The organism is Streptomyces sp. NPDC059477 (assembly GCF_042749375.1).
In the GTDB taxonomy this organism is placed as follows: domain Bacteria; phylum Actinomycetota; class Actinomycetes; order Streptomycetales; family Streptomycetaceae; genus Streptomyces.
Genome location: NZ_JBHYUG010000013.1, coordinates 1 through 13,921, shown reverse-complemented (window position 1 = coordinate 13,921; position 13,921 = coordinate 1). Strand labels below are relative to the sequence as shown.

Annotated in this window: 12 protein-coding genes and 1 riboswitch; of the genes, 1 reads left to right on the top strand and 11 read right to left on the bottom strand. The window is 69.2% G+C overall.

Annotated elements, in window-relative coordinates:
- Positions 1-61: 61 nt before the first annotated feature.
- Positions 62-2,947, bottom strand: coding sequence for an aminomethyl-transferring glycine dehydrogenase (gene gcvP / locus ACFXAZ_RS09365; protein ID WP_384586996.1), 2,886 nt, complete (start codon positions 2,945-2,947; stop codon positions 62-64).
- 169 nt (positions 2,948-3,116) lie between these two features.
- Positions 3,117-3,212, bottom strand: a riboswitch (glycine riboswitch).
- Between the two features lie 114 nt (positions 3,213-3,326).
- Between gcvP and ACFXAZ_RS09360 the strand changes: the two genes are divergently transcribed.
- The gene (locus ACFXAZ_RS09360) at positions 3,327-3,701 is read left to right on the top strand and encodes a PRC-barrel domain-containing protein (protein ID WP_384586994.1); all 375 of its coding nucleotides are present in this window, start codon (positions 3,327-3,329) and stop codon (positions 3,699-3,701) included.
- 254 nt (positions 3,702-3,955) lie between these two features.
- Here the strand turns inward: ACFXAZ_RS09360 and ACFXAZ_RS09355 are convergent, their stop codons facing one another.
- From ACFXAZ_RS09355 to ACFXAZ_RS09310, 10 genes are all read right to left on the bottom strand, one after another.
- Positions 3,956-5,326 (bottom strand): DNA polymerase IV, encoded by a 1,371-nt coding sequence (locus ACFXAZ_RS09355; RefSeq protein WP_384586992.1) that lies wholly within the window; start codon positions 5,324-5,326, stop codon positions 3,956-3,958.
- A gap of 102 nt (positions 5,327-5,428) precedes the next feature.
- Positions 5,429-6,073 (bottom strand): MerR family transcriptional regulator, encoded by a 645-nt coding sequence (locus ACFXAZ_RS09350; protein WP_384586990.1) that lies wholly within the window; start codon positions 6,071-6,073, stop codon positions 5,429-5,431.
- A 264-nt stretch (positions 6,074-6,337) separates the two neighbouring features.
- Entirely contained in the window at positions 6,338-6,811 is a 474-nt protein-coding gene (locus ACFXAZ_RS09345) for a bifunctional nuclease family protein (RefSeq protein ID WP_004002801.1), read from the bottom strand.
- A 90-nt stretch (positions 6,812-6,901) separates the two neighbouring features.
- On the bottom strand, positions 6,902-7,639 hold the full coding sequence (locus ACFXAZ_RS09340) for a MerR family transcriptional regulator (protein ID WP_384586988.1): 738 nt from the start codon (positions 7,637-7,639) through the stop codon (positions 6,902-6,904).
- 38 nt (positions 7,640-7,677) lie between these two features.
- The gene (locus ACFXAZ_RS09335; RefSeq protein WP_384586986.1) at positions 7,678-8,544 is read right to left on the bottom strand and encodes an FHA domain-containing protein; all 867 of its coding nucleotides are present in this window, start codon (positions 8,542-8,544) and stop codon (positions 7,678-7,680) included.
- A gap of 130 nt (positions 8,545-8,674) precedes the next feature.
- Positions 8,675-9,508: a DUF881 domain-containing protein gene (locus ACFXAZ_RS09330; protein WP_384586984.1), complete on the bottom strand. Its 834-nt coding sequence runs from the start codon at positions 9,506-9,508 to the stop codon at positions 8,675-8,677.
- Between the two features lie 4 nt (positions 9,509-9,512).
- Positions 9,513-9,845 carry a small basic family protein gene (locus ACFXAZ_RS09325; protein ID WP_003988855.1) on the bottom strand — a complete coding sequence of 111 codons (333 nt, stop codon included), beginning with the start codon at positions 9,843-9,845 and terminating at the stop codon, positions 9,513-9,515.
- Positions 9,842-10,780, bottom strand: a complete 939-nt coding sequence (locus ACFXAZ_RS09320; protein ID WP_384586981.1) for a DUF881 domain-containing protein — start codon at positions 10,778-10,780, stop codon at positions 9,842-9,844. Before ACFXAZ_RS09320 ends, ACFXAZ_RS09325 begins: the two co-directional genes overlap by 4 nt.
- 52 nt (positions 10,781-10,832) lie before the next feature.
- Entirely contained in the window at positions 10,833-13,328 is a 2,496-nt protein-coding gene (locus ACFXAZ_RS09315; protein ID WP_384586979.1) for a sugar phosphate nucleotidyltransferase, read from the bottom strand.
- Between the two features lie 116 nt (positions 13,329-13,444).
- On the bottom strand, positions 13,445-13,921 hold a 477-nt coding region (locus tag ACFXAZ_RS09310; protein ID WP_384586977.1), incomplete at its 5' end, for a CDP-alcohol phosphatidyltransferase family protein.

Sequence of the window (13,921 nt, the reverse complement as noted above, 5' to 3'; positions counted from 1 at the left end):
CGCTAGGCAAACAGCACGCAGCACGCAGCACCCCCAAGCGCACCCAGCAGGCAGACGCACCTCACTCCTCGTACGCATCCAACGGCGGGCACGAGCACACCAGGTTCCGATCCCCGAACGCCTGGTCGATGCGCCGCACCGGCGGCCAGTACTTGTCCGCGACGGACACCCCGGCCGGGAAGACGGCCTCGTCCCGGGTGTACGCGTGCTCCCACGCCCCGCCCAGCGCGGCGGCGGTGTGCGGCGCGTTCCGCAGCGGGTTGTCCTCGGCCGGCCACGCCCCCGCGCCGACCTTCTCGATCTCGGCACGTATGGCGATCATCGCCTCGCAGAACCGGTCGAGTTCGCTCAGATCCTCGGACTCGGTGGGCTCGATCATCAGCGTCCCGGCGACCGGGAAGGACATCGTCGGCGCGTGGAACCCGTAGTCGATCAGCCGCTTGGCCACATCGTCCACGCTCACACCGGTCGCCTTGGTCAGCGGGCGCAGATCGATGATGCACTCGTGCGCGACCAGCCCGCCGGGCCCGGTGTAGAGCACGGGGTAGTGCGGCTCCAGCCGCTTGGCGATGTAGTTGGCGGACAGCACGGCCACCTGCGTGGCCCGCTTGAGCCCCTCGCCGCCCATCAGCCGCACGTACGCCCAGGAGATCGGCAGGATCCCCGCCGAACCCCACGGAGCCGCCGAGACCGGGCCCACGCCCGTCTCCGGCCCGGCGGCCGGCTGCAACGGGTGGTTCGGCAGATACGGCGCCAGGTGCGAGCGCACGGCCACCGGACCGACGCCGGGACCACCGCCGCCGTGCGGGATGCAGAAGGTCTTGTGCAGGTTCAGGTGCGAGACATCGCCGCCGAAGTGCCCCGGCTTGGCCAGCCCCACCAGCGCGTTGAGATTGGCCCCGTCGACATACACCTGCCCACCGGCCTCGTGCACCTGGGCGCAGATGTCGGCGACATGCTCCTCGAACACCCCATGGGTCGACGGGTACGTGATCATCAGCACGGCCAGTTCGTCCCGGTGCTGCTCGATCTTCGCGCGCAGGTCCTCGACGTCGATCTCGCCGTCGCCGGCGGTCTTCACGACGACCACCTTCATGCCCGCCATCACGGCACTGGCGGCGTTGGTCCCGTGCGCGGACGACGGGATCAGACACACGGTCCGCTGCGCGTCCCCGTTGGCCCGGTGGTACCCGCGGACCGCGAGCAGCCCGGCCAGCTCGCCCTGCGACCCGGCATTGGGCTGCAACGACACCTTGTCGTACCCGGTGACCTCGGCGAGACGTTCCTCCAGCTCCCGGATGAGCGTCAGATACCCCTGCGCCTGCTCGGCGGGCGCGAACGGGTGCAGCTGCCCGAACTCCGGCCAGGTCACCGGCTCCATCTCGGTCGTCGCGTTGAGCTTCATCGTGCAGGACCCCAGCGGGATCATGCCGCGGTCCAGCGCGTAGTCGCGATCGGCCAGCCTGCGCAGATAGCGCAGCATGGCCGTCTCGGAGCGATGCCGGTGGAAGACGGGGTGGGTCAGGAACTCGTCGCTGCGCAGCAGCCCGTCCGGCAGGACGTCCCCGGACCCGGCGTCCAGCGCCTCGATGTCCCCCTCGACCCCGAACGCGCGCCATACGGCACGCAGCTGGGTCCGCGTGGTCGTCTCGTCGCAGGCGATGGACACCTGGTCGGCGTCCACGAGCCGCAGATTGACCCCGTTCTCCCGCGCGGCGGCCACGATCTCCGCCGCCCGCCCCTCGGCCCGCACGGTGACCGTGTCGAAGTAGGCACCGTGCACGACCTCCGCCCCGCCGTTCCGCAGCCCGGCCGCCAGCACGGCCGCGTACCGGTGCGTCCGCCACGCGATGGTGCGCAGCCCCTCGGGCCCGTGGTACACGGCGTACATCCCGGCCATCACGGCGAGCAGCACCTGCGCGGTGCAGATATTGCTGGTCGCCTTCTCGCGCCGGATGTGCTGCTCCCGCGTCTGGAGCGCGAGCCGGTACGCCTGGTTCCCGTCCGCGTCCACGGAGACGCCCACGAGCCGGCCCGGCAGGCTGCGCGCGTACTTCTCGTGCACCGCCATGTATCCGGCGTGCGGCCCGCCGAAGGCCATCGGCACCCCGAACCGCTGGGTCGTGCCGATCGCGATGTCCGCCCCCAGCTCACCGGGCGACTTCAGCAGCGTCAGCGCCAGCAGATCGGCGGCCACGGTGACCACCGCGCCCAGCCCGTGCGCCTGGTCGACCACCGCCTTGATGTCCCGTACGGCCCCGGAGGCGCCCGGGTACTGGATCAGTACGCCGTTGATCTCCCGCCCGGCCACCTCGGCCGGAATCCCCTCGCTCAGGTCGGCGACGACGACCTCCACGCCGGTCGGCTCGGCCCGCGTCTCGATCACGGCGATGGTCTGCGGCAGCGCGTCCGCGTCGACCAGGAAGAGGCCCTTCTTGTTCTTGCCCATGCGCCGGGACAGCGCCATCGCCTCGGCGGCGGCCGTGCCCTCGTCCAGCAGCGAGGCGCCGGAGGTCGGCAGCCCGGTGAGGTCGGCGACCATGGTCTGGAAGTTCAGCAGCGCTTCCAGCCGCCCCTGTGAGATCTCCGGCTGGTAGGGCGTGTACGCCGTGTACCAGGCCGGGTTCTCCATCACATTGCGCAGCACGACGGGCGGCGTGAACGTCCCGTAGTACCCGAGCCCGATCATCGGGTCGAGCACCTGATTCCGGTCGGCGAGGGAGCGCAGCTCGGCGAGCACCTCGGCCTCCGTGCGCGCGCCCGGCAGGTCCAGCGCTTCGGCGTTCTTGATCACGTCCGGGACGGCGGCGGCGGTCAGCTCGTCCAGCGAGCCGTAGCCGACCTGCGCGAGCATCTTGGCCCGCGCCTCCTGGTCCGGGCCGATGTGCCGCTGTTCGAAGGGGATTCCCTGCTCAAGCTCGGAGAGCGGAGTGCGATGGGCGGTCATTGCGGAGGCCTCCTGGTCTGACGCGACCTTCGAGGGGCACCACGGCGCGGTTGCCCCGACGGCCTCCCCCTCTGTCATCACAACCTGAGAGCTTCACCGGACAGTCGTCCGGCTTTCACCGTCGGTGAGGGCGGCAGCCGTCGGCGACCGCCCTGCTTTCCAGAGTGACCTCGTCCGTGCGGTACGGGGGCCTGAGAGATTCCGGGGAGGATTTGCTCCTTCGGCGCCTCCGGGACTCTCCGGAGGACTCTCCCGCACGGGGTCAGCAGCCGTTCGCCAGCCTACCAGCGCGCTCTCCGCACGGGTCTTCGAGTGGCCGCGTTCCCCAATGTGCTCTTTCGTAGTGCTTACGGATGAGTTGCGACCACGTGGAGGGACCGTGCAGACCGATATCGATCCGCGCAACCTGATCGGCCGCAAGGCGTTCGACCGCAACGGCACCAAGATCGGCACGATCGACGAGATCTACCTCGACGACGCGACCGGCGTGCCCGAGTGGGCCGCCATAAGGACGGGCCTGTTCAGCCGGGACGCCTTCGTGCCCCTGGAGCCCAGCGAACTGATCGAAGGCACTCTGCACGTCCCCTTCGACCGCGCCCTGATCAAGGACGCCCCGGACTTCGGAGTGGGCCGCCACCTCTCCCCCGAACAGGAACTCCAGCTCTACCACCACTACGGTCTGGACGTCGCCACCCCACCGTCCACACCGGACCACGACTTCGGCCGCGTCGCGGGCCAGGACGAGACCACCTGATCCACGGGCCCGCCCACCCCGCCCTCCACAACCGGAGCCGGACCACGTCCGGCCCCCACCCACGCACTCACCCACCCGGGACGCGCCCCACCCCCACGGACGCAGCCCCCGCCCGACTCTGCTCACAGGCACACACCCCACGCCGCCCATCCGGCTCAAACACCCACCCCGCCCTAAGCCCTCCCCCATCACCCTCACCCCTTCACACCAGCACCAGCACCAGCACCAGCACCAGCACCAGCACCCAACCTCCCTCACCCCACCCCCCTCACCCCCAGATCTCCCAGCTCCCCCACCACCAACGGCAAAGGATCCGCCGGCTCCAGCTCCGGATCCTCGGTCCGAAACGTCCGCACCCGCCCCGCCCCCTCCGACTGCGGTGTCTCGAACCGCACGGTCACCCGCCCTAGCCCGCTCCCCTGCACCCACCCGTGCCCGAACCCGGCATGTCGCACATCGTGCCCCGCGGGCCACCGCCGCTCGGCGTGCTCCTCCGCTTCCGCCCGCTCCCCGTCCGGGGGCCGCTCCTCCGGATGCTCGTCCGCCAGCACCCCCGCGGCCTGCGCGAACAGGTCCTCCTGCGTGAAATCGGCGAGCCCGCTGACCCCGACCCCCAGCAGCCGCACCCCACCCGTCGTGTCCACGGACTCCAGCAGCCGCGCGGCGGCCTCCCGCACCACCGCCGGATCGTCGGTGGGACCCCGCAGCGTCTCGGACCGGGTGAGCGTCGAGAAGTCGTACCGGCGCACCTTCAGCACGATCGTCCGCCCCGACAGCCCGGCCTCCCGGAGCCGCCGCACACACCGGTCGGCCAGCCGCTGCACCTCCAGCCCGACCCGTACCCGGTCATGGATGTCCACGTCGTAGGTGTCCTCCACGGACACCGACTTGGTCTCCCGCTCCGCGACCACGGGCCGGTCGTCGCGCGCAAGCGCCATGGCGTACAGCGCGTGCCCGTGCGCCTTGCCGAGCAGCCGGACGAGTTCGTCCTCGCCCGCCTCGGCCATCTCCTCGACCGTGGTGATCCCGGCCCGGCGCAGCTGATCACCGGTCGCGGGCCCCACCCCGGGCAGTGTCCGCACCGGCAGGGGCGCGAGCAGCGCCCGCTCGGTCCCCGGCTCGATCAGCACCAGCCCGTCGGGCTTGGCCTGTTCGGAGGCGATCTTCGCCAGCATCTTGGACGCGGCGAGCCCCACCGACCCCGTCAGCCCCGTGACGGCGCGTATGTCCGCGCGCAGCTTGATCCCCGCCAGCCGCGCCGATTCACTGTCCCAGGCCGTCCCCCCGGCCTCCAGGTCCACGAACGCCTCGTCCAGGCTCAGCGGCTCCACCAGCGGCGACAGCGCCCCCAGCAACGCCATCACCTGCTCGCTGATCGACCGGTAGAACTCGAACCTGGGCACCAGATACGCGGCGTTCGGCGCCAGCCGCCGCGCCTGCGCCATGGGCATCGCCGAGTGCACCCCGAACACCCGGGCCTCGTAGGAGCAGGTCGCCACCACCCCGCGCGGCCCCAGCCCGCCCACGATCACCGCTTTCCCGCGCAGGCTCGGCTTGGACGCCTGCTCCACCGAGGCGAAGAAGGCATCCATGTCGAGATGCAGGACCGTGGGTGTTCTCCTCACACCTACGATGCTGCACCACACCACTGACAACGCCCCGCCGCCACGAGACACGCGACGCCGTGACGGCCGCGCTCGGGCCCGGAACGCCGGGTGCGGAAGCGCTCAGACGGCCCGGTTGCGCCGCCGTGCCAGTTCGTCCGCCGGGTTGTGCCCGACGAGCGTCTCACCGGTGTCGATGCGCTCCCCGTGCAGCTGCGAGAGCGCGCTCTCCACGTCCCGCCACACCACACCCACGGCGATCCCGAAGATCCCCTGCCCGCCCTGGAGCAGCGCGTGCACCTCGTCCGGCGAGGTGCACTCGTAGACCGTGGCGCCGTCGCTCATCAGCGTCATCCGCTCCAGGTCGCGAAAACCGCGCTCGCGCAGATGCTGGACCGTGGTCCGGATGTTCTGGAGCGACACCCCGGTGTCCAGGAAGCGCTTGACGATCTTCAGGACGACGACGTCCCGGAAGCTGTACAGCCGCTGCGTCCCCGACCCGTGCGCGGGCCGTACGCTGGGCTCGACGAGCCCGGTGCGGGCCCAGTAGTCCAGTTGCCGGTAGGTGATTCCGGCGGCGGCGCAGGCCGTCGGACCGCGGTAGCCGATCTGCTCGGACGTCATCGACGTCGCCCCTCCGCTGGTGGGCACGGCCGTCGGTCGCTGCGCAGCCTGACCGGTCGTGCTGCCGTGAAGCGGGTACGGTCCGCTCTCCCCGAGACTGCGCCCGGGGGCACCCCCAGCCGTACCGTCGCCGCTGCTTCTCACGCCGACCTCCGTCCTTGACCTGCCTTCTCGACGGTAGGCAGTCACCGAGGGTGCGTCAACGATCGCCACACTCGGCACGCCGAGTGATAATCACCCCAGGAGTGGTTTCCCGTGCCCCACCGCGGGGAAAGGCTAGCCGAATGCGCCGACGGTGAGCCGCAGGACGCTCTCACACGCCCCTGGCAATTGCCGGGCCGAAGCGGTACGAGTCCCCGAAACAGTAAGGCCCGGCGCACACCGTGTGTCCGCCGGGCCGTCCGTCTCTCACTGGCTGCTGGTGCCGAAGTCCTCGGGCGAGATCTGGTCGAGGAACTCGCGGAACTTCTCCACCTCGTCCTCCTGCTCATCGGGGATCGCGATGCCCGCGTCGTCGAGCACTCCGTCACTGCCGTAGATCGGCGTTCCGGTGCGCAGGGCCAGCGCTATGGCATCGGACGGACGGGCGCTCACCTCGACGCCGCTGGCGAAGACCAGCTCGGCGTAGAAGACGCCCTCACGCAGATCCGTGATGCGCACTTCGGTGAGTTCCTGGCCGACGGCCTCCAGCACGTCCTTGAACAGGTCGTGGGTCAGCGGCCGGGCGGGCGCCATGCCCTGCTGGGCGAAGGCGATCGCCGTCGCCTCCCCCGGCCCGATCCAAATGGGGAGGTAACGGTCGCCTCCCACTTCACGCAGGAGCACGATCGGTTGGTTGGAGGGCATTTCGACCCGGACACCTACGACATCGAGCTCGTTCACACAGCAACCCTAGGCCGTGCCCGGGATATTTGGGTAGTCGGGACGTCCACAGGTCCGGATCCGGTCATGCCACGACGGCACGTGCGCCCCTCAGGGCAGCCGTACCCCGAGCGCGGACTGCACCAGCGCCGCGTGCAGCTTCACGGCGAGCCCCGCCAGCTCCTTCGTACGGGCCTCGGCATGAGCCCTGGTCTGCGGATTGCGGTGCCGCCGCAGCGGCGCCACCACCTGGTCCACCAGCCCGGCCTCGCGGTCGGCTGCGGCCTTCATCACCCGCAGATGCCGAGGCTCGATCCCGGACCGCCCGAGTTCCACCACCAGCGAGGCCACGGTGGCCGCCTCCGCGTCGTACACGCCCTCCGCGACGGGGGCGATCAGCCCGTACGACTCCCATTCCGCGAGTTCCTCCTCGCCGATCCCGGCGGCGGCCAGCAGCTCGGCGCGGCCGATCCGGGCGGCCGTGGGCGCGTCGGACGGCTCGGAGACGTCCTCACCGGCCGGCGCCCGGCCCAGTGCCGGCAGCCGTACGTCCTCGCCGCGCTCCATCGCCTCCAGGTGCTCGCGGATCACCTTCAGCGGCAGATAGTGGTCCCGCTGCATCCGCAGCACCTGACCGAGGCGCTCGACATCACCGGCGCTGAACTTGCGGTACCCCGAGGGGGTCCGCTGCGGCTCGATCAGTCCCTCCGACTCCAGGAACCGGATCTTGGAGATGGTGACCTCGGGGAAATCCTCTCGCAGCACGTTCAGCACCGTGCCGATGCTCATCAGCCCGCTGTCCGTGGCGGCGGCGCCGTGACCGGCACCGCCGCTCGGTGTATGCAGCATGGACCTTCCCTGGGATTCCCGGACCGTGTCCGGTGAGGTCAGATGACCTGCCGGCTCGCATAGAAGACGAGCCGGTACTTGCCGATCTGTACCTCGTCGCCGTTGTGCAGGGCGACCTGGTCGATCCGCTCGCGGTTGACATACGTGCCGTTCAGGCTGCCCACGTCGGCGACCGTGAAGGATCCGTCCGGGGCACGCCGGAACTCGACATGGCGGCGCGAGACGGTCACGTCGTCCAGGAAGATGTCGCTCTGCGGATGGCGCCCGGCCGTGGTCAGGTCGCTGTCCAGCAGGAAGCGGCTCCCGGAGTTCGGCCCGCGGCGCACCACCAGCAGGGCCGAGCCCAGCGGCAGCGCGTCGACCGCGGCCTGCGCCTCGGGCGACAGGGCCGGGATCTGGGTCTGCCCGGTGACCTCGGAGTCGTACGCCTCAAGGCCGCTGATCGAGATCGTGGACGTCGTCTCGGACGCCCGCTCGGGGATCACGCCGGGGCGCAGGGGCGCGCCGCAGTTGGAACAGAAGCGGCTGTTCTCCGCGTTGCGGTTGCCGCACCTCGAACACACCAGGGCCGACATCGACGGATCCTCCTGCCGCGGCTGCCCCGCCGGGGCGTGGGACGCGTACGGATCGGGCGAAAACCCTCCACCCGTACTTGAGGTTGACGGTTGCCCGAAACCTATGCCTCCGGACTGGGCAGGGTCAACCGACGGCGCGCCCGGACCACCCACCTGGTCCCGGAACAGCGGGCGCTGCCCTTCCGCGTCGGGCTGTGCGCGATGGCGGGCCGTCGCGTTGCCGCTGCCCTCTCGCGAGCTCTTGCCGAACAACTTCGCAAACAACTTCACGGGCGATTCCCCTTGACCGAAACAGACCCGCCCGTGGGGCAGGACGAACCCTGACTGCATACTCCGGCTGACCCGGACACCCTCACAACGTCCGTAACCACCGGACAGTTTCCACCACGCACCACATGTTCGGTGCGCCGACCCCCCGCAACCTCATGCCCTGCTGCGACGCCCCCCATGCACCCCCGGTTCACGGGGAGGACGACCGAGCGTAGTCAGGCTGCTCCACGGCTCGCAAGGCGTCCACGACGATCTTGTCCGCCCGCTCGACGGTCACCGTGGCCTGCTCCTTCTCAAGCGTCTGCACCACGCCTCCTGGGATGTTGAGCGCCGGTTCCAGATCCTGCGGCTTGCCGATGACCTGGAAACGATAGGGCGCGTTGATCTTGTTCCCGTCGACGCCGACTCCGTTCCCGGAATCCGTCAGATAGGTGTCCGCCACCACGCGCACGCCGTTCACCTGGATCGCCTCCGCTCCGGCGGCGCGCAGTTCCTGGATCGCGTCGAGCAGCATGTTCGCCTCGACCGTCCCCTTCGTGTCCTCGATGGTCATGGTGATTCCGGGCCCCTGGGCGGCCACCGTGCCCGCCAGGATGCCCAGTTGCCGTTCCTTCTCGACCGTCTGCCTGAGGGCTTCCTCCGCTTGGTCCGAGCTGTTCTCCAGTTCGTCCCGCTGCTTCTCAAGACCCTGCTTCTCGTCCTCAAGACGCTCAGTTCGGTCGTCCAGTTCATCGAGGATGCGCACAAGATCCTCCTGCCGGGCACCACGCAGAGCGCTGTCGCCGTCACTGTGCGAAGCGACCTGGACGGCGAGCCCGAATCCGAGCCCGAACAGCAACAGCGCGACGATGAGTTGCGCACGCGTCACCCGTGGCGGCCACAGCCCCTGCGCCAGCCGCTGCCGGCCGGTCAGCGACGGCTCACCCCGCCGCTCGGGCTCCTCGACGGAACCGGGCTGCGCGGGGATCTCCTGGGGCAGCTCCTTGCGCAGCGGACTTCCGTGCACCCCATGCTGGTTGCTCATGGCCTCACGCCCGGAAGACATGCCGGCGGATCGCCGCGGCATTGGAGAAGATCCGGATACCGAGCACGACCACGACCCCGGTCGACAACTGGGCGCCCACGCCCAACTTGTCGCCCAGGAACACGATCAGCGCGGCGACGACCACGTTCGACAGGAACGACACCACGAAGACCTTGTCGTCGAAGATGCCGTCGAGCATGGCCCGCAGTCCCCCGAAGACAGCGTCCAGTGCCGCCACCACGGCGATCGGCAGGTAAGGCTCGACGACCGCCGGAACCTCGGGCCGGACCAACAATCCGGCCACGACTCCCACGACGAGGCCCAGTACGGCGATCACGATGTGCCTTTCTCAGTCTCGGTTTTCGGCTCCGCGCTCTCGGTGCCGGGCCGCGCGGTACGCACCAGCACGCTGGGAGCGCCCGGCAGAAGGAGGTCCTCATGAACGGAAATCGCCGTCCGGACCCCGAAGTTCTCCTGGAGGGCATGCAGATACAGCCCGTCCGCACCGTTCTGGAACCGGGTGCTCATCCTGTCCCCGTCCCCCACCGCGAGCACCGTGTACGGGGGCACCAGAGGCCGGTTGTCGACCAGTATCGCGTCACCCGCGGCCCGGATCGCCGACAGCGCCGTCAAGCGCTGCCCGTTGATGGAGATGGCCTCGGCACCCGACTCCCACAGCCCGTTGACCACGCGCTGCATGTCCCGGTCACGCACCCGGCCCGTGTCGGAGAAACCCGACGTCCCGCGCGGATTCGAACCGCCCTCGGCGGAAGCCTCCTTCGCGTCGTTCACGACCAGCTTCACACCGGGACCATGGACCTCGACGGCACCGGCCAGGATGCCCACCAGATCGGTCCCGTCGCCGTCCCCGCTCTGCCGGAGCGCCTCCCGCTGCCGCGCCGCCACATCGTCACGCAGCCGCTCGACGGTGCTCTCCAGGTCGTCCGCCGCCGTGGTCTCCTGGTCGATGCGATCGATCAGTTCCTCGCGCTCCTTGGCCACCACCGGAGCGGAGACCCGCGCCTGGGCCGCACCCACGGTCACCACCAGGGCCGCCAGTACGAGCCCCGCGGCGAGCCCCAGCTTCGCGCGCAACGTCCTCGGCAGGCCCCCCTCACCCGCGGCCTCCCTGCGTGCCGCGGCCTCGGCGTATCCGTCGTCGAGGCTGTGGTCCATCACATTGGTGAGCAGCGACATGGACGCGTCCGGGCGTGACGCACGCACGCGCGCGGGAGTGCTCCGAATGGGGGGCTGCTGCGGCATGCCGCACATCGTCGCACGTCGCGGCCACTACCTCCGAATGGCCCTACGCGCGTGCCGCGCTCTACCGCCCGGCGCTGTCCACCACGGCCGCCCACTCGTCGAGCAGGGCCTGCGCGGAGGCATCGTCCGGCCCCTCCGCCCACAGATGGGTGACGGCCTCGGCCGGGTCGGGCAGCACCATCACCCAGCGCCCGTCGGTCTCCACCACCCGCACCCCGTCCGTGGTGTCCACGAAGCGATCTCCGGCCGCCTCGACGACCCGCCGCATCACCAGACCCTTGACCGCCCACGGGGTCGCCAGATCCCGTTTCAGGACGTGCGCACGCGGGATCCGCGCATCGATCTGGCTCAGCGTGAGCTGCGTCCGCGCCACCAGCCCGATCAGCCGTACGAACGCCGCCGTGCCGTCGAAGACACTGCTGAACTCCGGGACGATGAACCCGCCCCGGCCGTCCCCGCCGAAGATCGTCGACTCATCCCGCCCGACCCGCGTCAGATCGTCGGGCGAGGTGGTCGTCCACTCCACCTGCGTGCCGTGGTACGCCGCCACCTGCTCGGCGATCCTGGTCGTCGTCACCGGCAGTGCCACCCGCCCACTGCGCCGCTCGGCGGCCACCAGATCGAGCATCACCAGCAGGGCCCGGTCGTCCTCGACGATCCGTCCCTTCTCATCGACCAGCGACAGCCGCTCACCGACCGGGTCGAACCGCACCCCGAACGCCGCCCTCGCGGAGGCCACGATCTCACCCAGCCGCACCAGCCCCGACCGCCGCGCGTCCGCCGACTCCGTGGGCCGCGACTCGTCCAGACCGGGGTTGATCGTCAGCGAGTCCACTCCGAGCTTGCCCAGCAGACTCGGCAACACCAGCCCCGCACTACCGTTCGAAGCATCGACCACGACCTTCAGCCCGGATTCCGCGATCCCGGTCGTGTCCACATTCCGCAGCAGCGAACCCGTGTACGAATCGAAGACACTGGCCGGAAAATGCAGATCCCCGATCTCCCCAGGGAACGCCCGCCGGTACTCCTGCCGCGCAAAGACCCGGTCCAGCTTCCGCTGACTGCCCTGCGACAGATCCGCGCCCTGCCCGTCGAAGAACATGATGTCCACCGAATCAGGCACCCCGGGCGTCGTCCGGATCATGATCCCACCAGCACTCCCCCGAGCAGTCTGCTGCCGCGCCACAGGCAGCGGTACGTTCTCCAGATCCCGTACGTCGATGGCACTGGCCTGCAAGGCGGAGATCACCGCCCGCTTCAGCGCCCGGGCGCCACGGGAGTGATCCCGCGCAGTGGTGACGGTCGACCCCTTCTTCAGGGTCGTCGCGTACGCGCCCGCGAGCCGCACCGCCAGTTCCGGCGTGATCTCCACGTTGAGAATCCCGGAGACACCCCGGGCCCCGAACAGGTGCGCCTGTCCTCTCGACTCCCAGATCACCGAGGTGTTGACGAAGGCGCCGGCCTCGATGGTCTTGAAGGGATAGACCCGCACATTGCCCTGAACGATCGATTCTTCACCGACCAGGCACTCGTCCCCGATGACCGCCCCGTCCTCGATCCGGGCTGCCCGCATGATGTCGGTGTTCTTCCCGACGACACAGCCCCGCAGATTGCTGTGCTGTCCCACATACACGTTGTCGTGCACCACGGCCTTGTGCAGAAAGGCCCCGGATTTCACGACGACGTTCGATCCGACCACCGTGTGTTCACGGATCTCCGCCCCGGCCTCGACCTTGGCGTAGTCGCCGATGTAGAGCGGCCCGCGCAGCACCGCGTCCGGATGGACTTCCGCGCCCTCCGCGACCCAGACTCCGGGCGAGATCTCGAACCCGTCGATCTCGACGTCGACCTTGCCCTCCAGGACATCGGCCTGCGCCTTCACATAGCTCTCGTGCGTGCCGACGTCCTCCCAGTAGCCCTCGGCCACAAACCCATAGATGGGTTTGCCTTCCTTCATCAGCTGCGGAAACACATCGCCGGACCAGTCCACGGGAACGTCCGCCTCGACATAGTCGAAGACCTCGGGCTCCATGACGTAGATACCGGTGTTCACGGTGTCGGAGAAGACCTGACCCCAGGTCGGCTTCTCCAGGAACCGCTCGACCTGGCCGTCCTCGTCGACGATGGTGATGCCGAATTCCAGCGGATTGGGGACACGCGTCAGACAGACGGTGACGAGCCCACCCTTCTCCTTGTGGAAATTGATCAGCTCGGTCAGATCGAAGTCGGTCAGCGCATCACCGGAGATGACGAGGAAGGTATCGTCCTTCAGCGCCTCCTCGGCGTTCTTGACGCTTCCGGCGGTACCGAGTGGCTTCTCCTCGTTGGCATAGGTGAGCTCCATTCCGAGCTCTTCACCGTCACCGAAGTAGTTCTTGACGAGCGATGCCAGGAACTGGACGGTTACCACTGTCTCGTTGAGCCCATGCCTTTTGAGCAGCCGCAGAACGTGCTCCATGATCGGCCGGTTGACTACCGGCAGGAGCGGCTTGGGCATGCTTGAGGTCATAGGGCGAAGGCGTGTGCCCTCGCCACCGGCCATCACGACGGCCTTCATGTCGGAAGCGTCCTCCTCTAAGAGACGACGGTCTAGCCGACTTCACCCGTCCGAATTGTCCCGCACTTTTCCTCTGCGGGCCATCGCGCCGTTACGGGCCGCACCAATCGGCGAGCTCAATCGGCCGTGGCGTCCGCACGAACCAGACGGCGGACTTGCACCACATACAGCACTCCTGCCCACCAGTACAGGGTTGTACCCCATCCGGCGAACGCCCATCCGAAAATAGCAGCCAGTGACGCGATCCATCCACTTCCGTCACTGAGCAGGAGCAGGGGGAACGCATACATCAGGTTGAAGGTAGCCGCCTTCCCGAGGAAGTTCACCTGGGGCGGCGGATAGCCGTGCCGACGGAGGATTCCCACCATCACCAGGAGAACCAGCTCCCGCGCCAGCAGTACAGCCGTCAACCAGATGGGCAGGATCTCACGCCATGTCAGTCCGACCAGAGTCGACAAAATGTAGAGCCGGTCAGCGGCCGGATCGAGAAGCCGGCCAAGGCTGCTGATCTGATTCCAGCGCCGAGCGAGCTTGCCGTCCAGGTAGTCGCTGATCCCACTCAGAGCGAGCACCAACAGCGCCCAGCCGTCGCT